The organism is Amycolatopsis oliviviridis, assembly GCF_014654365.1.
Classification (GTDB): Bacteria; Actinomycetota; Actinomycetes; order Mycobacteriales; family Pseudonocardiaceae; genus Amycolatopsis; species Amycolatopsis oliviviridis.
Window position 1 is genome coordinate 94,408 of record NZ_BNAY01000010.1, and the last position, 18,719, is coordinate 113,126.

Annotated in this window: 19 protein-coding genes; 6 read left to right on the plus strand and 13 right to left on the minus strand. The window is 69.1% G+C overall.

Going from position 1 to position 18,719, the window contains the following annotated elements; all coding sequences use genetic code 11:
• Positions 1-27: 27 nt before the first annotated feature.
• On the minus strand, positions 28-858 hold the full coding sequence (yidC, locus tag IE302_RS34605; protein ID WP_191258666.1) for a membrane protein insertase YidC: 831 nt from the start codon (positions 856-858) through the stop codon (positions 28-30).
• Positions 859-927: 69 nt separating this feature from the next.
• Entirely contained in the window at positions 928-1,284 is a 357-nt protein-coding gene (locus IE302_RS34610) for a DUF6412 domain-containing protein (protein ID WP_191258667.1), read from the minus strand.
• Between the two features lie 63 nt (positions 1,285-1,347).
• Between IE302_RS34610 and IE302_RS34615 the strand changes: the two genes are divergently transcribed.
• The 3 genes from IE302_RS34615 (at position 1,348) to IE302_RS34625 (ending at position 5,209) form a co-directional block, all read left to right on the plus strand.
• A complete protein-coding gene (locus tag IE302_RS34615; RefSeq protein WP_191258668.1) occupies positions 1,348-2,967 on the plus strand; it encodes an ABC-F family ATP-binding cassette domain-containing protein in 1,620 nt (539 codons plus the stop codon).
• 133 nt (positions 2,968-3,100) lie between these two features.
• Positions 3,101-4,114 (plus strand): YdcF family protein, encoded by a 1,014-nt coding sequence (locus IE302_RS34620; RefSeq protein ID WP_191258669.1) that lies wholly within the window; start codon positions 3,101-3,103, stop codon positions 4,112-4,114.
• Between the two features lie 273 nt (positions 4,115-4,387).
• Positions 4,388-5,209, plus strand: a complete 822-nt coding sequence (locus IE302_RS34625; protein ID WP_191258670.1) for a class I SAM-dependent methyltransferase — start codon at positions 4,388-4,390, stop codon at positions 5,207-5,209.
• Between the two features lies 1 nt (position 5,210).
• Here the strand turns inward: IE302_RS34625 and IE302_RS34630 are convergent, their stop codons facing one another.
• Positions 5,211-6,812 carry an ABC-F family ATP-binding cassette domain-containing protein gene (locus IE302_RS34630; RefSeq protein WP_191258671.1) on the minus strand — a complete coding sequence of 534 codons (1,602 nt, stop codon included), beginning with the start codon at positions 6,810-6,812 and terminating at the stop codon, positions 5,211-5,213.
• Positions 6,813-7,194: 382 nt separating this feature from the next.
• Between IE302_RS34630 and IE302_RS34635 the strand changes: the two genes are divergently transcribed.
• Entirely contained in the window at positions 7,195-8,013 is an 819-nt protein-coding gene (locus IE302_RS34635) for a DUF2382 domain-containing protein (protein ID WP_191258672.1), read from the plus strand.
• Between the two features lie 42 nt (positions 8,014-8,055).
• Here IE302_RS34635 and IE302_RS34640 read toward each other — a convergent pair whose 3' ends face one another.
• The 3 genes from IE302_RS34640 to IE302_RS34650 form a co-directional block, all read right to left on the minus strand.
• Positions 8,056-9,747, minus strand: coding sequence for a serine/threonine-protein kinase (locus IE302_RS34640; RefSeq protein WP_191258673.1), 1,692 nt, complete (start codon positions 9,745-9,747; stop codon positions 8,056-8,058).
• A complete protein-coding gene (locus IE302_RS34645) occupies positions 9,744-10,529 on the minus strand; it encodes a hypothetical protein (RefSeq protein ID WP_191258674.1) in 786 nt (261 codons plus the stop codon). The genes IE302_RS34640 and IE302_RS34645 overlap by 4 nt, the downstream gene beginning before the upstream one ends.
• Before the next feature lie 171 nt (positions 10,530-10,700).
• Positions 10,701-11,237: a hypothetical protein gene (locus tag IE302_RS34650; protein WP_191258675.1), complete on the minus strand. Its 537-nt coding sequence runs from the start codon at positions 11,235-11,237 to the stop codon at positions 10,701-10,703.
• 7 nt (positions 11,238-11,244) lie between these two features.
• On the opposite strand from IE302_RS34650, the gene IE302_RS34655 reads away from it, so the two are divergent.
• Positions 11,245-11,505, plus strand: coding sequence for a hypothetical protein (locus IE302_RS34655; protein ID WP_229908112.1), 261 nt, complete (start codon positions 11,245-11,247; stop codon positions 11,503-11,505).
• A gap of 21 nt (positions 11,506-11,526) precedes the next feature.
• Here the strand turns inward: IE302_RS34655 and IE302_RS34660 are convergent, their stop codons facing one another.
• From IE302_RS34660 to IE302_RS34680, 5 genes are all read right to left on the minus strand, one after another.
• Positions 11,527-11,964 (minus strand): response regulator, encoded by a 438-nt coding sequence (locus IE302_RS34660; RefSeq protein ID WP_020634700.1) that lies wholly within the window; start codon positions 11,962-11,964, stop codon positions 11,527-11,529.
• Positions 11,961-13,508: a sensor histidine kinase gene (locus tag IE302_RS34665; protein ID WP_191258677.1), complete on the minus strand. Its 1,548-nt coding sequence runs from the start codon at positions 13,506-13,508 to the stop codon at positions 11,961-11,963. Before IE302_RS34665 ends, IE302_RS34660 begins: the two co-directional genes overlap by 4 nt.
• Positions 13,505-14,731: a PP2C family protein-serine/threonine phosphatase gene (locus IE302_RS34670; RefSeq protein ID WP_191258678.1), complete on the minus strand. Its 1,227-nt coding sequence runs from the start codon at positions 14,729-14,731 to the stop codon at positions 13,505-13,507. Before IE302_RS34670 ends, IE302_RS34665 begins: the two co-directional genes overlap by 4 nt.
• Before the next feature lie 246 nt (positions 14,732-14,977).
• Positions 14,978-15,952: a TerC/Alx family metal homeostasis membrane protein gene (locus IE302_RS34675; RefSeq protein ID WP_191258679.1), complete on the minus strand. Its 975-nt coding sequence runs from the start codon at positions 15,950-15,952 to the stop codon at positions 14,978-14,980.
• Positions 15,953-16,111: 159 nt separating this feature from the next.
• On the minus strand, positions 16,112-16,915 hold the full coding sequence (locus IE302_RS34680) for an LLM class flavin-dependent oxidoreductase (RefSeq protein ID WP_191258680.1): 804 nt from the start codon (positions 16,913-16,915) through the stop codon (positions 16,112-16,114).
• A gap of 553 nt (positions 16,916-17,468) precedes the next feature.
• Between IE302_RS34680 and IE302_RS34685 the strand changes: the two genes are divergently transcribed.
• Positions 17,469-17,921 carry an SRPBCC family protein gene (locus tag IE302_RS34685; protein WP_191258681.1) on the plus strand — a complete coding sequence of 151 codons (453 nt, stop codon included), beginning with the start codon at positions 17,469-17,471 and terminating at the stop codon, positions 17,919-17,921.
• Here IE302_RS34685 and IE302_RS34690 read toward each other — a convergent pair.
• Both IE302_RS34690 and IE302_RS34695 read right to left on the minus strand, forming a co-directional pair.
• Positions 17,887-18,324, minus strand: a complete 438-nt coding sequence (locus IE302_RS34690; RefSeq protein WP_191258682.1) for a MarR family winged helix-turn-helix transcriptional regulator — start codon at positions 18,322-18,324, stop codon at positions 17,887-17,889. The genes IE302_RS34685 and IE302_RS34690 overlap by 35 nt on opposite strands.
• On the minus strand, positions 18,321-18,701 hold the full coding sequence (locus tag IE302_RS34695) for a hypothetical protein (RefSeq protein ID WP_191258683.1): 381 nt from the start codon (positions 18,699-18,701) through the stop codon (positions 18,321-18,323). The genes IE302_RS34690 and IE302_RS34695 overlap by 4 nt, the downstream gene beginning before the upstream one ends.
• Positions 18,702-18,719 lie beyond the last annotated feature (18 nt).

Consider the following 18,719-nt stretch of genomic DNA (forward strand, 5'->3'; position numbering starts at 1 on the left):
ATCGGTGATCTGGCCCACCAGGCCGGATCATGCGGCGAGGGTGGAGCCATCCGGCGGGACCGGTCCCCCACCCTGCCGCACAGCCTCTTCCTCCCTGTCGACGACCTTGGTGAGGAAGTGCTGCTGTCCCAGCGTCCACACGTTGGTGGCCAGGAAGTACAGCAGCACGCCGATCGGCACCGGGAAGAACGAACCCGAGACCAGCATGCCGACCGGCGCCAGGTACATCATCAGTTTGGTGATCCCCGCGGCCTGCGGCGCGGTCGCGGTCTGCCGGTTGAGACCCGAGCGGATCGAGAAGAACGTGGCCAGCCCGGCGATCAGCATCAGCGGCACCCCGACCGCGATCATGTGGACGTGGTCGGTGCCGAACGCGGCGAGTTCCGAGGCCGGTTGCGAAAGCCAGTTGCCGAGCTTCGCGCCGAACAGGTCGGCGTTCAGGAACGACTCCACCCCGGCGCGGTCGAAGACGTGGTTCGACCGGGCTCCCGGCGTGAAGTCGCGCAGAACCCAGTACAGCGAAAAGAACACCGGCAGCTGGATCAGCGCCGGGAGGCATCCGCCCAGCGGACTGGATCCGCTTTCGGAGTGCAGTTTTTGGATCTCCTCCGCCATCCGGCGACGGTCCTTGCCGTATTTCTCCTGGATCTTGCGCATCTGCGGGGCGAGCGCCTGCATGCGTCGGCCCGCGCGCAGCGCGCTCAGCGCGGGCTTGACCAGCAGAAGGCGCAGGGTGAAGACGAGGAACACGATGGACAGTACCCAGGCCACGCCCGAGTCAGGGCTCGCAACGGCGCCGAAAACCTTGTGCCAGAACCAGAGAATGGCGGAAACGGGGTACAGGAAGACATCGAACATGAACGGGTCACTCCGTCGTTTGAAGGTGCGTGGGCAGGAGTGACTGCCTCACCTTCGGACGAAGAGAGGTCAGGCAGCCAAGATGCCCAGTGACGGAGCTCGTGGCCGGACGCGGCCGCGCGCGTCGGGGTCGCGAAGACTCAAGAACAGCTGCGCGCGTTCACGCAGCTTGATGACCCGCACCTTCATCGCGGCGGCCGCCGGTTCCGGACGGAAATGCGCCGCGAGCGCGAGCAGGACGACGGCGAGGGACGCCGTCAGGGCGGCGGCCAGGCCGAGCGGGTTGGCCACCGTGATCGACGCCGTCAGCGCGGTGACCAGGCCCAGCGGGTTGACCCCGCCGACCACCGGGAGCACGACGAACAACTCGGGCAGGAACAGCGCAAGCATCAGCTTGAGCCGCACGCCGAAGTAGGTTCGCTCCACGTCACCGAGGCTACCGGAAATATTGCGTTGCGTGATTTCCGCGGCCACGGGCAGTCTGGCGAGATGGGTCACGTGGAAGTCGCGCACGTCGAGTACTACCTGCCCGACGGGCGGTTGCTGCTCGGCGACGTCTCGTTCCGCGTCGGCGAGGGCAACGTCTGCGCGCTCGTCGGGGCCAACGGGGCGGGCAAGACGACCTTGCTGCGGCTGATCTCGGGCGAGCTCGCCCCCGACGGCGGCTCGGTGACCATCAGCGGCGGGCTCGGCGTGATGCCGCAGTTCGTCGGCTCGGTACGCGACGAGCGGACCGTGCGGGACCTGCTCGTGTCCGTGTCACCGGACGCGCTCCGCGCCGCGGCCCGCGCCGTCGACGAGACCGAACTCGCGTTGATGGAACGCGACGACGAAGCGGCTCAGATGGCTTACGCCCAGGCGCTCGGCGATTGGGGCGACGCCCGCGGCTACGAAGCCGAGGTCATGTGGGACAAGTGCACGACGGCGGCGCTCAACCTGCCGTACGAGAAGGCGCGCTGGCGTGAGGTGCGCACCCTGTCCGGCGGCGAGCAGAAGCGGCTGGTCCTGGAGGCGCTGCTGCTCGGCGGTTGCGGTGTCCTCCTGCTCGACGAGCCGGACAACTACCTCGACGTCCCCGGCAAGCTGTGGCTGGAAGAGCGGCTGCGTGAGACCCAGAAGACCGTGCTGTTCGTTTCGCACGACCGGGAACTGCTCGCGCGGGCGGCGAAGAAGATCATCAGCGTCGAACCCGGACCCGCCGGCGGCGACGTCTGGGTGCACGGCGGCGGCTTCGACACCTACCACCAGGCACGCACGGAGCGGTTCGAACGCTTCGAGGAGCTCCGCCGTCGCTGGGACGAAAAGCACGCCCAGCTCAAGAAACTCGTCGCCGACATGCGTCAGTACGCCGCGCGCAGCGACGAGATGGCCTCGCGCTACCACGCCGCGCAGACGCGCTTGCGCAAGTTCGAGGAGGCGGGCGCGCCCGCCGCTCCCCCGCGCGAACAGAAGATCACGATGCGCCTGCGCGGCGGCCGGACCGGCGTTCGCGCCGTCACCTGCGAGGGGCTCGAACTCCGCGGCCTGATGAAACCCTTCGACCTGGAGATCTACTACGGCGAACGGGTCGCGGTGCTCGGCTCCAACGGCTCCGGCAAATCGCATTTCCTGCGGTTGCTGGCCGGTGAGGACGTCGCGCACGACGGGATGTGGAAGCTCGGCGCCCGAGTCGTCCCCGGCCACTTCGCGCAGACGCACGCGCATCCCGAACTGCTCGGGCGCACGCTCGTCGACATCCTCTGGACCGAACACGCGCGCGGTCGAGGACCCGCGATGAACATCCTGCGCCGGTACGAACTCGACGGTCAGGGCGACCAGCGGTTCGAGAAGCTGTCCGGCGGCCAGCAGGCGCGGTTCCAGATCCTGCTGCTGGAGATCGGCGGCGCCACCATCCTGCTGCTGGACGAGCCGACCGACAACCTCGACCTCGCTTCGGCGGAAGCGCTCCAGCAGGCACTGGAAGCGTACGAAGGCACCACGGTGGCGGTGACGCACGACCGATGGTTCGCGCGCTCCTTCGACCGGTACCTCGTGTTCGGCACCGACGGGCACGTGCGGGAAACCCCGGAACCGGTGTGGGACGAGCGGCCGGTGCAGCGCCAGCGATAATCACTCCCGGGTAAGGCAAGACGACACGCCGACCGAAGGCACCTTCGGCCGGCGTGCCGTGTGTTTCAATGCCGCCGCACCGCGTGCCCGTCCACCGGCGACCACGCCGAACCCGTTCGAAGCTGGAGATCCCGTGAGGGCCGCCGCAATCCCCTTCGCCATCGCCGCCTTGTGCTGCGCGGCGTTCCTGGTGAGTTTCCTTCGCGACCGACGTCGGCTGCGGAACGGTTTCTACCTGTTCTTCGCGCTCTTGTTCCTCGGCATCACCTTCATCGCGCTCCTCGCCTCGGTGTCCCCCGAGGCGGCGGGCTTCGTCGCGCTCGGCGTGATCCTGCTGATCGTCCCGACGGTCCTCGCGCTGACGGTCTTCCTGATCTGCAACGGGATCACCATGCTCCGCCGCGAAGGCCGCCGTCTGGCCAACGTGCTGTCGCTGCTGACCGGACTCGGCATCTGCGCGCTGATCGTGTTCAACGCGACGGTGACGCAACTGGACTGGGAGCCTCTCGACATCGTCCGGGGCAGCCTCAACGGGATCCTCGTCTACGTCTCGTTCCTCTTCGTCTGTTTCCTGCTGTACTCGATCGTCTACGGCCGCATCCGCACCGAGAAGGGTGTGGACTTCGTCGTGGTGCTGGGCTCGGGACTGCTGGAGGGCCACAAGGTGCCGCCGCTGCTGGCCGGCCGCCTGAAGCGGGCCAAACGCGTCGTGGACGCCGAGGCCCGTCGCGGCCGGGAGCCGATGGTGGTCACCTCGGGCGGGCAAGGGCCCGACGAGGACCTGCCGGAGTCCCACGCCATGGCCGAGTACCTCGTCGAGAACGGGGTGCCGCGGGAACGGATCCTGCTGGAGGACCGATCGCGGACGACGTTCGAGAATCTCACCTTCAGCGCCGAGATCATGAAGGAGCGGAAGGCGGACTACCGGTGCACGGTGGTCACGAACAACTTCCACGTGCTCCGCGCCGCCCTCATCGCCCGCCGCGCCAAGGTGAACGGCCAGGTCATCGGGTCGCCGACGGCCTGGTACTTCTGGCCGAGCGCCACCATCCGCGAATTCGTGGCGATCCTGGTGGACCACAAGATCAAGAACCTGGTCATCTGCGGGCTCATCGTGCTTTCCCAGGTCTCACGCGCCTTCTCGTGAGTGGTGGTCGTGGGTCCGACGAGAGGTAAGCGTTGTGAAAGCCACTTTCGCAACGCTCTGCCGAAGTACATGAAGGACCCCTTCCTTGCGATAGGCGCAAGGAAGGGGTCCTTCATGTACAGCAGGCGGACAGACGCCGGTGCAGGTGCGTGAAGGCCCCTTCAGCCGTCTTTGGCACCCCGGGGCGAATTCCCGCCGCCACCGCCCAGAGCGCCGTGACAAATCCCGGCCGTCCGTTGACAACACCGTTTTCACCGGGCCATCGTCCAGCGCATGACCACCGACACCCGGCAGGCGATGGCGCTGCTGTTCGACCGGACGGCGAAGACCTACGACGCCCTCGGCGTCGACTTCTTCGGCGTGTTCGCCAAGGAGCTGCTCGACCGGGTCGGCCTCGTCCCCGGCGAGCGGGTGCTGGACGTCGGCTGCGGACGCGGCGCGGTGCTGTTCCCGGCGGCCGAGCTGGTCGGCCCGGACGGATCGGTACTGGGCATAGACCTATCCGCCGAGATGATCGAGCGTACCGCGAAAGATATCGAGGACCGCGGAACCCACGTCTCCGTTTCCCTTATGGACGCCCAAGAACCGACGCTTCCCGAAGCCTCCTTCGATGCGCTCCTCGCGTCCTTCGTGGTCTTCTTCCTGCCGGATCCGGTCGCCGCCCTGCGGTCATGGCACCGTTTGCTCCGCCCCGGCGGCCGGATCGGGGTGACGACGTTCGGCGCCGACGATCCCCGATGGGCGGCCGTGCGCGAGGTGTTCAAACCGTTCGTACCGCCGGAATTGGCTTGGACGCTGGCGATCAGAGCCGGCTTGTTCTCCTCCGTCGAGGGCTTCGGCCAGGCCGTGGAGTCGGCGGGCTTCACCGGCGTCACGTCCGAGGAACGTGTCTGTCCGGTGAAGTTCGCCGACCCCGGGCACTGGATCGACTGGTCCTGGTCGCAGGGCCAGCGGATGTTCTGGGAGCTGGTTCCGGAAGACCGCCTCGACGCCGTGCGCCGGGCCGTTCTCGCGGAACTGGAACCGTTGCGCGAGCCCGACGGGAGCGTGGTGCTGGCGCAGACCGTGCGCTACACCCTCGCCCGCCGGGCTTGACTCACAACGCGAGCCGCGGCCACGATTCCGTGTCCCGCGCCAGCTGCCGGTCGTGCGTGGCGATCACCACCGCGGCCGGCGTGGTCCCGAGTGCGGCGGTCAGCTCGTCGACGAGGGTGGCGGACAGGTGGTTGGTCGGTTCGTCCAGCAGCACCACGTGCGGGCGGTGGGCCAGCACCAATGCCAGATCCAGCCGGCGCCGGGCTCCGACCGACAGCTCGGCCACCGGCCGGTGCCGGTCGTAACCGGCGAGCAGACCCAGTTCACCCAGCCCCGGCCCGGAAATCCCGGCCCTGGCGAGCTGTTCGTCGTACAGCTCCATCGCCGTCCGCCTGCCCGGCAGGTCGGATTCCTGCGCCAGCCTGCCGATCCGCGCCGACCGGGAGCGGGTGACCGTGCCCGTATCCGGCTCCAGTTCCCCGGCCAGCACGGTCAGGAGCGTCGATTTGCCCGCGCCGTTGGGTCCCGTGATCACCAGCCGGTCACCGCTTTCCAGTACCAGGTCGACCGGACGCGCGAGCCGTCCGGCCACCGTCACCCCGGCTGCGCGGAGCAGCGTCGCGCCGCGACGTTCGGGTAGCCCGGGCATGGCGAACCGGGCGGGCGGCGGCGGGACGGCCACCACGTGCTCGGCCAGTTCCTCCTGCCGCCGGTGGACCGCGCGGACCAGCCCCGGCGCGCGGGTGGCGCGGGCATGCCTGCCGGTGCCCTTGGGCGGACGCCAGTTGTCGCGCAGCCGGTTCCGCGCCGCGCTCAGGTCGCCGGCCAGCCGTTGCCGTTCGGCGATCTGCTCGGCGTGCGACGCCTCCCAGCGAGCGCGTTCGGCTCGCCGTCCCTCGACGTAGGCCGCGTAACCACCGCCGTAGACGCGTGGCCGGTCGTCGCTCGACGGATCGAGGTCGACCACCGTGGTGGCCACGTCCGCGAGCAACGCCCGGTCGTGGCTGACCAGGACGACCACGCCCGGGTGGGCGCGCAGCCGCTCCGTGAGGTGTTCGAGCCCGGCGGCGTCGAGATGGTTGGTCGGCTCGTCGAGCAGCAGGACGGGATGTCCGGCCCCGAGCAGGCAGGCCAGCCGCACCCGGTGGCGTTGCCCGACCGACAGTGTCCCGAGTGGACGGTCACGATCGCCGACGGCGTTCAAGGCGGCCAGCGATACCTCGACCCGCCTGTCTGCGTCCCACGCGTCGAGGGCCTCGGCCTCCTCCAGCGCCGCGGCGAAGAAGTCGTCCGCGCCGGGACGACCCTCGCCGAGCGCTTCGGTGGCGGCCTCCAGCCGGGCCAGCGCATCGCGGACGGCGGCCAGTTCGAGGTCGATCAGCGCGCCGACGGTGTCGGTGGCGCCGAGCGGGATCTGCTGGTCGGCGACACCGACCGAACCCGCGCGATGGACCTCGCCCCGGTCGGCGGCCAGTTCGCCGGCGAGGACACGGAGCAGGGTGGTCTTGCCGCGACCGTTCTCCCCGACGAGGGCGACGCGCTCACCCGCGGCGGCGACGAGGTCGACCCCGGAAAGCACGGGCCGTCCTCCGAAGGAGAGGTGGACGCCGGACAGGCGGACGTGCGCCGCGCGCACAGGCGCGGGCGAAAGAGGGGATGACATGAAAGAACTGCCTCCGGTGAAAGTGATGAGCAGGAAGAACGAACTCCGGTATCCGCGGTTCGCGGCACCGGTGGAGGCGTCGTTCCTCAGAGGAACAGCAGTAGCTGCATCACGATCACGAGACTAGGACACGCCCGGACGTCCGCGCATCCGATTTTCGGCGGGCGGGAGATCCACACCTTCGCACCATCCCCCGTGCCTGCCGATCACGGCGTGGGCACCCACTCCCACCTGCGAAGACATGCCGATCCTTACCCGCGAGCGCGGACTCAAACCCGCACTTTCCGGGGTCACCCACAGGTACACCACGTCGGTTGCCATGATCACCGGTCCGGTCGACGGTGGCCTTCTCACCAGCATCTTTCGAGAGGAGCCAGGACCGATGGCGAAGACCATGCAGCCGCAGGAACTCATCGACAGTGCCGTGGTCGACCCGACCGGCCACAAACTCGGCAAGGTCGGCACCGTCTACCTCGCTGACGCGACGCATCAGCCGGAGTGGATCACGGTCAAGACGGGCCTGTTCGGCTCCAAGGAGAGTTTCGTCCCGCTCTCGGGCGCGCACGCGGACCAGGATGGCGTGCACGTCCGCGTCGACAAGGACGCCGTCTCGGAAGCGCCTCGTATCGAGGCCGACGGCCACCTGTCCCAGGAGGAAAGCGCGCGGCTGTACCAGCATTACGGGCTGCCCATGCCGCGGACGTCGCCGGACGGCCGGATGGACGACCGGGCGCAGGGTCGGGGCACCCAGGGCCAGGGCACCGGCCGAGGCGACACCGGCCGCGGCAAGGCCGGGATGGACGCGGCCGCCGGGAAGTCCGACCAGGACGCCGAGCACACCATGACGCGCTCCGAGGAGCGGCTGAAGGTCGGCACCGAGCAGGTCGAAACCGGTCACGTACGGCTGCGCAAGTACGTCGTCACCGAGGAGCAGCAGATCACCGTGCCGGTCAGCCACGAGGAGGTGCGGATCGAGCGGGAACCGATCGCCGACGCTTCCGGCGGGAGGGCCGAGATCGCCGAGGACGAGCAGGAAGTGGTGCTGCACGCCGAGAAACCGGTGGTGGACAAGGAAACCGTCGCGGTCGAGCGGGCGAGGCTCAAGACCGAGACGGTCACGGAGGACCAGACGATCTCCGGCAAGGTCCGCAAGGAACAGTTCGAGGTCACGGACGACGAAGGCAAGCATCGCAAGTCCTGATCCCGGAACGGGGGCGGCTCGCGCGACGGGCCGCCCCCGGGTTCAGCGCGGACGCCGTACGCGGGCGGCCGCGACGACGAAGCCCGCGGCCACCGCGCCCGCGATCGAGCAGCCGACGCCGGACAGCACCGCGGGCTCGTGCACGCGCAGCGCCGAGACGCACAGCCACGCCGTGGCGCCGAACAGCAGGCCGAGGACCGGCCCGCCGACGAGCGCGCCCCGCCAGCGACGGCCGTTCCGGAGGGTCCTCAGCCCGGATTCCAGATACGCCAACGCGAACAACGCCAGGATCAGGCTGCCCGCGCCGAGCGCGCTCGCGAGCGGATGCTGCCGGGTGACGACCGTGAAGGACTCGGGAACGCCGTCCGCCGTCACCGTCGCGGTGACGGCACCGCCGACGATCCACCGGGTGAGCCCGGGGAACCGGAGATCGGCCCGGAAGCCGTCTCCGTCGGGCTTTGGTACCGCCGACGCCGAACCGAGCGGGATCCCCGCCGCCGCGAGGTCGAAGGTCACCTGCGCCGGGTTTCCCCGGCCGGTCACCGTGAACGTCTTGCTGAGGTCCACGGTCGCCGACGACGCGGCGGCGCCGTCGACCGTCAGCGCCGTGGCTTCGTGGGGCAGGCGTTCCGGAGTGAGCACGGCGAGCACCACGAGCGCGATCGCGGCGAGCGCCGCGGCCAGCCGGAACCAGAGCACCGCACCCGGACGCCCGTCGGCCGGGGACTCCGGTTCGAACGTCGCGCGGGTCGCCGACAGCGTGGGATCCGGCGCCGGACGGCGAACCGGTCGCGTCGGCCCGTCCCCGACCGGGGCCGTCGCGGCGACCGGGGTGCTGAGCGCGGAGATCACCCTCGGAGTGAGATGACGGACCGGGACCCGGGAACGTTCCAGCCAGCCTTGCCCGTAGACGGCGGTGGCGGCCGAGGCGAGGTCGGCCGCGAAGGTCTCCGCGTCGCGGTAGCGGGAGTCGAGTTCGCGCGCGAGGCTGCGCATGACGACCCCGGCGATCGGCGCGGGCACGCCGTCGATCGGCCGCGGATCGGTGAACATGTGCTGGCGCATCATGCTGATCGCGCCCCGCGTGTTGTCGAACGGCAGCTTCCCGGACAGCAGTTCGTAGAGCACCGTGCCCGCCGAGTAGACGTCGGCCGCCGGGCTCAGCGCGTTGCCCATCGCCTGTTCGGGGGCGATGTAGGCGGGTGTGCCGAGGACTTCGCCGCCGTGCGTGACGAGGGTGGCGCCCTCGCTGATCACCTTCGCGATGCCGAAGTCGGCCACCTTCATCACGCCTTGCGTGGTGAGGAGCAGGTTCTTGGGCTTGACGTCCAGGTGCAGCACGCCCGCTTCGTGCGCCGCGTGGAGCCCGGCGAGCATCGCCAGAGCGATCGCGCAGGCCTGCTCGGCGCTGACTCCCCCGCTCTGGAAACGGCTGTGCACCGTGCCGCCGTCGAGGCGTTCCATCACCAGCAGATGCTCGCGGCCGGTGCGCACGTAGTCGTAGACGGGCACGATGTGCGGGTGGTCGAGGCTGGCCAGCACGCGCGCTTCGCGGTCGAAGAGTTCGCTGCTGACGGCGTGGTTCAGCACGTCCCACGGCAGCTGTTTGATGGCGACGTCACGACGCAGCGAACGGTGGACGCCCGCGAAGACGACCCCCATCCCGCCCTGGCCGATCGCGGCCCCGATCTCGTACTGCGGCAGCGCCGCGACGACCTCGGCGGGTGCGCTCATCGGTTGAATTCCCTGGTGGTGTCGGAAAAGCGGACCGTCTCGTCACTGTCGGGCCCGGGTGCCGGATGTGGTGTCAGGTAACCGAGCAGGAACGCGATGACGGCGGCGCCGAGGACCACCGGGATCTCGATGGCCGGTTCCGGCGGGACGAGCCGCAGCACCGACAGGGAGACGACGGCGACGAGCCCGGTGCCGAATCCGGCGGGGAGGAAGCGCAGGCCGCGGCGCCAGCGGTTCGCGGGCAGGCGATGACGGGCGAGCGCGAGCAGGGCGGTCAGCCACGCCAGCACGGTGAGCACCAGCATCGCGAGGCCGAAAGCGCCGTAGACGGACCATAAGGACCCGCGGATGTCGGCGACCGTGGACGCCTCGCCGAGCGTGCCGCGCTGCGCGTCCAGCAGTTCGACAGTGGACGGCAGCAGCCCGATCGCCTGACCGGACAGGTCGGCCATGTCCAGGACGAAGGTCCTGGTGACCCGGCTGTGCGCGGGGACCTCGAACGGCGCCGTGGTGTCGTAGGCGAAGAACGTGAGAGCGAGCGCGACGCCGGACACCCGCACGCTGCGGACCTTGACCGGCGTCCCGCCGCTGTTGGACGCGGTGACGGTGAGTTCGATCTGCTTCGCCGGGTCGATCATCACCGTCGCGTTGGTGATGGGCCGGTCGTCGAGGGTGACCGCCAGGTCGAGCCTGCCGCCGCCACTGTCCGCAGTGGCCGGTGGCGAGCCCAGGAGGACCGCGCACAGACCCAACGCAACCCCTGCCGCGATGACACGTCCCATTTTGCGCATCCCCTGTTTTCGTAATCCGACTGGTCCGGAATGCTACAGCGAGTACTTACCGGAGAGGGACGTCGCAATGCGTATCGTGGTTCGCCTGATATTCGGCACCGTGACCGGCTTGTTGTTCCTGCTTTCCCTACCTGGAGCAGGAAACGCGCAACAGTCCCCTTATCAATCGACGGTTGGTTTGAAACCTTCGAGCGGACCCGCCGGGAGTTCTTTCACCATTTCCTGGAATTTCTCCCCGTGCAAAGGGCCGATTTCTTTCACCTGGGAAGGCGCGGCCATCACTTCGGTCAGCGCCCCGAGTGGACAGGTGGGGGCGACGGTCCCGGGCAACGCGACACCCGGCGGCCACACCGTGTCGGGCACCTGCACGAACGCACGGACCGGCCAGCCGCTGACCGGAAGCGCGGTGTACAGCGTGACCGGGACCGTGACCACCGCGCCCCCGACGACGAAGGTGCCTCCGACCACGAAACCGACCGTCCCGGTGACCACGCCGACCAGGCCGGGGACGACCACCACGCCGACCACCCCGGTCACCACGACGACCTCGCCCACGACGACGACAACGCCGTCCACAACGGACACGCCTCCGCCGTCGACGGATGTCCCGTCGTCGAGCAGCACCACACCGAAGGCGAACGACCTGATCCTCGACCGGCCGAGCGTGCAGCCCGGCGAGAAGCTGTCCGCGACGGGCAAGGGCTGTGTGCCCGGCGAGCCCGTCAACCTGACGTCGAACGGTGACAACGTCGGCCACGCCTACGCCGACGGCACCGGCGCCTTCACCACGGCAGTCGAGTTCACCCGGATCGAGGCGGGCAGGCACACCGTCGTCGCGGACTGCGGCGTGCGGTTGACCGGCGACGTCGAGCAGGTCGTGACCAGTTCGTCCGGCGGGCACAGCGGGACCCTGGTGGTGCTGGTGTTCTTCGTGCTGGCCGGGATCACCGTGATCCGCTTCCCCTGAGGCCGGTAAGGGCCGGTGATGTCAGCGGGGAAGCTTCACTACGGTGACGAAGAAGTTGTCGATCTGCCGCACCACGTCGATGAACCGGTCGAAGTCGACCGGTTTGGTGACGTAGGCGTTGGCGTGCAGGTCGTAGCTGCGGAGGATGTCCTCTTCGGCTTCGGACGTGGTGAGCACGACGACGGGGATGCTGCGCAGCTCCGGCGACGCCTTGACCTCGCTGAGCACCTCGCGGCCGTCCTTGCGGGGCAGGTTCAGGTCGAGCAGGATCAGCCCCGGCCGTTCCGCGTCCTCGTACGGCGCTTCACGGCGCAGGAACTGCAAGGCCTGCTCGCCGTCGGACACGACCGAAAGGGTGTTGCGGATCTTGTGGTGCTCGAACGCCTCCTGCGTCATGAGGACGTCGCCGGGGTCGTCCTCGACCAGCAGGATGTGGATCGGTTCCAGGGAGTCGGTCATCCGCGCACGTTTCCTTCGCTGACTGGCTGGGCCGTCGCCGGTTCCGGCGCCGGTACTGCGGGCAGGGTGAAGCAGAACCGGGTCCCGGTCGCGACGCCGGTGTCCAGCCAGACCCTCCCGCCGTGGTGTTCGACGATCTTGCGGCACAGCGCGAGGCCGATCCCGGTGCCCGGGTAGTCGCCGCGGCCGTGCAGGCGCTGGAAGATCACGAAGATCCGCTCGGCGTACTCGTCGCTGATGCCGATCCCGTTGTCGGTGACGGAAAATCGCCAGTCCGCGCCATCACGCTCGGCGGAGACCTCGATCTCCGGCGGATCCTCCCCTCGGAACTTGATCGCGTTGCCGACCAGGTTCTGGAAGACCGCCGTCAAGAGGGACTTCTCCCCCAGCACCGCCGGAAGGTCCCCGTGCGTGACCCGGGCCCCGGACTCGGCGATCGCGTCTTCGAGATTGCCGAGCGCGGTGTCCAGCAGGTCCCCGGTCTCCAGCAGGACGTTCTCCCCGGGACGACGGCCGACGCGGGAGAAGGCGAGCAGATCGTTGATCAGCGCCTGCATCCGTTTCGCGCCGTCGACGGCGAAGCCGATGTACTGGTCCCCGCGTTCGTCCAGCTTGCCCTGGTACCGCTTCTGGAGCAGCTGGCAGAAGCTGGCCACCTTGCGCAGCGGCTCCTGCAGGTCGTGCGAAGCGACGTAGGCGAACTGCTCCAGGTCCGAGTTCGACCGCTCCAGCTCGCGGGTCCGGACCGCGATCGTCTCCTGCGCGCGCTCCAGATCCGTGACCTCGGCGATGATCCGCGACCGCAGCGATTCCACATCGGACGCCAGCTCGCGCATCTCCTTGGGGCCCGAACCGCGGACCTCGCGATGGATGTCGCTCGTGGCGACGTCACGGACCTCGGCGGCCAGCCGCCGGATCGGTTTGATCAGGTTCCGGTGCAGGACGAGAAAGACCAGCGCCAGCGCACCGCAGAGCAGGACCGCGATCACGATGAGCATCGCGCGCAGGACGTCGGCTGAGGACGACAGATCCTCCCGCGCGTCCAGCCGTTCCGATTCCAGGCGGCTCTGCAACACGCTCAGCGAACCGCGGACCTCGTCGAACAGCGGTTTGCTCGCGTCCACCTGCGCGCCGGTGGCGGGGGCGCCGGCGAGCACGGGTTCGATGACCGCCCGGCGCCAGGTCGTCGCGGCCCTCAGCACCCGGTCCAGATCGTCTCCGATGGCGGTGCCGGGGATGGCGCCGAGCCGCCACAGCTCGGCGACGGCGGCCTCCTGCGCCCGCAGCCCCTCCTGGTACGGCTCCAGGAACTCGCGCCGCCCGGCCAGGATGTAGCCGCGGACGCCGGTCTCCTGGTTCAGCATCGCCGTGGCGAGGGACGTGGACTGCAGCACTTGCGGACCGGTCACGTCCAGCAGCCTCGCGCGCGAATCGGTGAGGTTCGTCAGCGCCAGCGACCCGGCCACGATCGCGCCGCCGAGCAGCAGGGTGGCGATCACCCCGGACAACGCGGCCCAGCGGCTGATCGACCAGACGGGTTTCATCGAGGCGGCTCCCCGGAATCGAACGTGAGCAGGGCCAGCGCGACGTCGTCGTCCAGCGGCCCGCCGTGCAGGACGTCCATCTCGCTGATCAGGTGGTCGAGTATCGCGGCGGAGCCGCCCTCGGCGGTCAGGCTGTCCAGGGCGGTGGCGGCCATCCGTTCGAGGCCGACCCGTTCCCCGCTGCCCTCGACGCGTCCTTCGAACAGACCGTCGGTGTACAGCAGCAGCGACCAGCGCGGTCCCATCGGCACCGTCAGCTCACGCCATCCGATGCCGGGCGCGACGCCGAGCGGTGGGCCGAGCGCCTCCCTGGACAGCAGCCTGCCGCCCGAGTCGTCGACCAGCAGCGGCTGCGGATGACCGGCCAGGCTCATCCGCAGCGACCGGCGGTCCGGGGCGACGGTGATCATGCAGACGGTGGCGAACAGCGGGCCCAGCGCCTCGTGCTGCAGCATCTTTTCCACCATCGCCAGCGTTTCCGCCATCGGCAGCCCGGCGAGCACGACCGAACGCCACGCGATCCGCAGCGCGACGCCGAGCGCCGCCTCGTCCGGGCCGTGCCCGCAGACGTCCCCGATGACCAGCTGCAGGGTGCCGTCGGGGAGTTCGACGGCGTCGTAGAAGTCGCCGCCCAGCAGGGCCCCGTTCCGGCCGGGCCGGTACCGCACCGCGAGACCGAGCCGGGGATCGGTCACCAGGGGCGTCGGCAGCAGACCGCGTTCGAGCCGCGCGTTCTCACTGGCCAGCAACTGATGCTGGAGCAGTTGCTGCTCCACGCGTTCGGCGCGGCTGCGTTCCCAGGAGTAGCGCAGGGTCCGCGCCAGCAACTGGCCGTCGACGTGATGTTTGACCAGGTAGTCCTGCGCGCCGGCCCCCAGCGCGGACACGCCGAGCGCCTCGTCCTCACGGCCGGTCAGGACGATCACCGCCGTGGACGGCGCGTGCTGCCGCAGCCGGGTCAGCCCCGTCAGGCCGGTCGCGTCCGGCAGTTGGAGGTCGAGGAGCACGCAGTCGGCGGTGATCGGCCGCCCAAGGACCTGCTCGAGTGTCGTCGCCCTTTCGAGCACGACCCGTTCGAGGCTCTCGGCCGCGTCCGCGAGCATTTCCTCGACCAGGAGCGCGTCGCCGTCGTCGTCCTCGATCAGCAGGACATGCAGACGATCCAGCTGCGGTGAGGGTCTACGAGGTGGGGACTGCTCGCCGTGCCGCACGGCGTTGGACACGGACAGCCACCTTTCCTCACCGGATTTCCGGCGCGCGAACAGAAGACGGCTGTCTTCTCAACCATCGCGAAGAGTACCGGTCGTACCGGACAGGCCGCCGGTTCGGACACCCGACACGCCAGTGTTCGATCACGGCGGCGGCCGGGGCGGCCGCATCGCCGCGAAGACCAGGAGCAACGCGCCGAGGAAGAGCGCGGTGACGGCGAGGTCGATCAGGAAGCCGACGACGAGTCCGGTGATCATCGCTCACTCCTGTGCCGTCCTGGCGGCCTCGCGACGGCGCGCGTACAGGCTGGTGAACGAGACCGCGGCGAGGACGGCGATGATCACGCCCAGCGACAGCGGGGTCGGGACCTGCGGCACGGCGGGCCAGATCCCGTGTGCCCAGTGCAGGACCAGCTTCACCCCGATGAACGCGAGAATGATCGCGAGACCGTGGTTCAGGTGGATCAGCTTCGCCAGCGCGGAGTGGAGCACGAAGTACAGGGCGCGGAGGCCGAGCAAGGCGAAGGCGTTCGTGGCGAACACGAGATACGGGTCTTCGGTGATGCCGTAGACCGCGGGCACCGAATCGACCGCGAACACGACATCGGTGGCGAAGACCGCGACGACCACGACGGCCAGCGGGGTGAGCGCGCGCCGCCCGTGTTCGCGCACGGTCAGCCGGGTGCCGCGGTAATCGTCGGTGACCGGCATCAGCCGTCGCAGGAACCGGACCGACCGCAGCTGGGAGAGATCCTTCTCGTTGTCGTCCTTCGACAGGGCCTCACGCAGGATCTTGACCGCCGACGCGAACAGGATCAGGCCGAAGACGAGGAACGCCCAGGTGCCCGCCGACAGCATCGCGGCCCCGGCCGCGATGAACACGCCGCGCAGCACCAGCGCGCCCACGATGCCGTACAGCAGGACACGTTGCTGAACGGCCGCCGGGACCGCGAAGGCGGCGAGCAGCAGCATGAAGACGAACAGGTTGTCCACCGACAGGGACTTCTCGACGACGAACCCCGTCATGAACTCGACCGCCTGGCCACCGCCGAATTCGAGCCACAACCAGAGCCCGAACACCACCGGGAGCGCGAGGTAGAAGACCGACCACCCGGCGGCCTCCCGCATCGACACCTCGTGCGGTTTGCGGGTCACGGCGAAATCGGCGACGAGCAGGGCGATCAGGACGGCGATGCTGATCGCCCACAGCCCCGGGGATCCCACGGACTCGGACATGGAGCCTCCTCGAACTCGAAGTTCGAGGTCTCCTTCACCCCTGCGGGGCGGCCTCCCGGGGACACTTGCGGAGTGTCCGTACTGACCGGGCAGACCCTTGGGAAGTACTCCCCTCGTCGGACCAGTATCGCACTCGGTAAAGAGTTATTAAAGACCGGGTCAAGCGGGCCCCTCCCTGAGTACGCCGCGCACCGCGTCGACGGACAGGTCGTCCCACGGGAATTCGGCCATCCACCAGGTCGCGCCCGCCTTCGCGTACGGCTCGAGATCCGTGCCCGCGGGGACGCCGATCGCGAAGTCGTACGGTTTCTCGTCGTCCTCGCGCAGCGCGGTGATCGTCTCGACCATCTTCGCGAACTCGTCCGCGTGCGGCAGGTTCACCGGGAAGAAGCCGTCGTACCGCGCGGCCCGGCGCATCGGCTTCGCCTTCCCGGGGAAACCCGCGAGCCACACGGGAACCGGGCGCGCGGGCCGGGGCAGGAAGGTGATGTCGTCGACCGTGTAGTGCTCGCCGTGGTGCCGCACGGGCTCGCCGGACCAGGCGGCGGTGAGGATCTCCAGCGACTCGTCCAGCATCTCGCCGCGTTTGCGGTCGTCCTGTTCGTCACCGGTCTTCGAGAACTCGCCACCGAAACGGTCACTGCCCAGCCCCGCGCCGAGGATCAGCCTCCCGCCGCTCAGCCGGTCCAAAGTGGCCGTCTCGCGGGCGAGTTTGACCGGACGCCGGCGCGCCAGCGGCGTGACCATCGGGCCGAAGACGAGCTTCTCCGTGGCGGACGCGACGGCGGCGAGCGTGATCCACGGGTCGGCGATCGCGCGCACCGGCTCGTCCCAGCGGACGTGGTCCCAGACGAACAGGCCGTGCCAGCCCGCCTCTTCGGCCTCCGCGGCGAGGCGCGCGATGACCACCGGGTCGGACAGCTCGTCGAAGATCGGCAGCCAGAGTGCCGAGCGCAGATTCATGCCCGCGACCGTACGACGCCGCACCGACAGTTATGGCCGTTTCGGTCACTTTCGCAATTAGCCCGCTAATTGCGAAGGTGACGCCGGTGCCAGCGCCGCGTCGGCCCGGGCGGTGCCGGCACCCTCGCTCGCCTGCTGTACATGAAGGCCCCCTTCCTTGCGCCTATCGCAAGGAAGGAGGCCTTCACCGCCCTAGCAGTGCGGGCGAGCGTGCGGTGTCACTCACAGTGAAGGGTGTGTGGAAATGGGGACATTGGACGTCCCTATTTCCACACACCCCTTCGCGACCGGACCGGTCACGCGGGACTGTGTGGATTTCTGCGCATCCAACGCACCAAAATCCACACAGTCAGTGACACGTCACCTTTGCCTCACCCCTCAAAGAACCCGAATCGCCACTCACGACCACCTGGACCGACGCCGACCGCAACCAGTCACCTACTTGCGACAGCGCCGGTACCGAGCCGGGGCCGCAGTCAGTCCTCTCGATGCGGTTTGACAGGAGCACTAGAGTTCAACCAGACGGTTGAATACGCTGCGGAAGAGGACGACGATGACCGACCTGACGATCACGCGCCTCCTCGACGCGCCCCGCGAGCTCGCCTTCCGCGTCTGGACGGATCCGGACCATCTCGCCCACTGGTGGGGCCCGGCCGGGTTCACCACCAGGTCCTGCACTGTCAACCTCACCGAGGGCGGCCGCTGGCGCATCTGCATCAGCGACGGCGAGACCGACCTGTGGGCCTCCGGCGTCTACCACGAGATCGTCCCGCCGGAGCGGCTCGTCTTCAGCTTCGCCTGGGAGGAACCGGAAGGCGCGCGAGGGCACGACACGCTCGTCACGGTCACTCTCTCCGAACTCGACGGCAAAACCGAGATGTCGTTCCACCAGGCCATCTTCGAGACCGTGGCGGACCGCGACGGCCACGTCGAAGGCTGGCAGTCCTGTTTCGGCCGTCTCGCCGCCTATCTCACGGAGTGTTCACCAGATGCGAGCGGTCGATGAGATCACCCATGGCCTGCCGAAAGTCACGGCGCCGCCGCTCGCTCCATCCGACGGTCAGCTGGTAGAAGACCTCTTCCTGCCACCGGTGAGCTTGGTCGAGCATGACCAGGCCCGCCGGGGTCAGCGACACCTCGCGACGACGAGCGTCGGTCCGCGAGGATTCCATGGACAGGTAGCCCGCCTCGACCGCGGCCTTGATCAGCCGCGAGACCCCGCTTTGGTCGATGCCGACTTCTCGCGCGATCGCGTTGACCGTCGCCGGCACCTCACGCCCGGCAAGGGAATGGACGGCCTCGCCGACGAGGACGAGCCTGCCTTGATCAGCGAGGTCACCGGCCGTCGACCTGCGCGCCCAATGCCGGACGAAAGCGAACAGGGCCTGCCCAGGACCCGGATCGCTCATTCGGTGGCCGCCATCTCGCGGCAGATGTAGGCCAGTTCGAGCGCCGACTTCAGGTCGGGCAGCCGCAGCGCCGCGGTCACCTTGCCCTCGGCCACCCGGAAAACGGTCGCCACGCGAGTCGGCCCCTCGCTCTCGGGCCACGTCGCGTCCTCCTCCACCACCATCAGCCGATCGCTGACCGGATGCCACGATCGCGGCTTCAGCCTGATCCCCGAGCGATCCACCCAGTCGGCGAACTGCCCGGACGTGATCGGGCCCGCCCCTTTCGGCCCGAGGACGACGACCGGATCCCCGACCGCGCCTGCCGATCGCCTCAGGTCACCGTCGTTGACGCTCTCGTGCCACTCGTTGATCGCTGTCTCAAGGGTCGACTCCATGACCCAAGTGTATGCGAA

Coding starts and splice junctions, on each gene's coding strand:
- yidC (WP_191258666.1), bottom strand. CDS start 858: ATGTTCGATGTCTTCCTGTACCCCGTTTCCGCCATTCTCTGGTTCTGG.
- IE302_RS34615 (WP_191258668.1), top strand. CDS start 1,348: ATGGGTCACGTGGAAGTCGCGCACGTCGAGTACTACCTGCCCGACGGG.
- IE302_RS34625 (WP_191258670.1), top strand. CDS start 4,388: ATGACCACCGACACCCGGCAGGCGATGGCGCTGCTGTTCGACCGGACG.
- IE302_RS34630 (WP_191258671.1), bottom strand. CDS start 6,812: ATGTCATCCCCTCTTTCGCCCGCGCCTGTGCGCGCGGCGCACGTCCGC.
- IE302_RS34635 (WP_191258672.1), top strand. CDS start 7,195: ATGGCGAAGACCATGCAGCCGCAGGAACTCATCGACAGTGCCGTGGTC.
- IE302_RS34640 (WP_191258673.1), bottom strand. CDS start 9,747: ATGAGCGCACCCGCCGAGGTCGTCGCGGCGCTGCCGCAGTACGAGATC.
- IE302_RS34645 (WP_191258674.1), bottom strand. CDS start 10,529: ATGGGACGTGTCATCGCGGCAGGGGTTGCGTTGGGTCTGTGCGCGGTC.
- IE302_RS34660 (WP_020634700.1), bottom strand. CDS start 11,964: ATGACCGACTCCCTGGAACCGATCCACATCCTGCTGGTCGAGGACGAC.
- IE302_RS34665 (WP_191258677.1), bottom strand. CDS start 13,508: ATGAAACCCGTCTGGTCGATCAGCCGCTGGGCCGCGTTGTCCGGGGTG.
- IE302_RS34675 (WP_191258679.1), bottom strand. CDS start 15,952: ATGTCCGAGTCCGTGGGATCCCCGGGGCTGTGGGCGATCAGCATCGCC.
- IE302_RS34680 (WP_191258680.1), bottom strand. CDS start 16,915: ATGAATCTGCGCTCGGCACTCTGGCTGCCGATCTTCGACGAGCTGTCC.
- IE302_RS34685 (WP_191258681.1), top strand. CDS start 17,469: ATGACCGACCTGACGATCACGCGCCTCCTCGACGCGCCCCGCGAGCTC.
- IE302_RS34690 (WP_191258682.1), bottom strand. CDS start 18,324: ATGAGCGATCCGGGTCCTGGGCAGGCCCTGTTCGCTTTCGTCCGGCAT.
- IE302_RS34695 (WP_191258683.1), bottom strand. CDS start 18,701: ATGGAGTCGACCCTTGAGACAGCGATCAACGAGTGGCACGAGAGCGTC.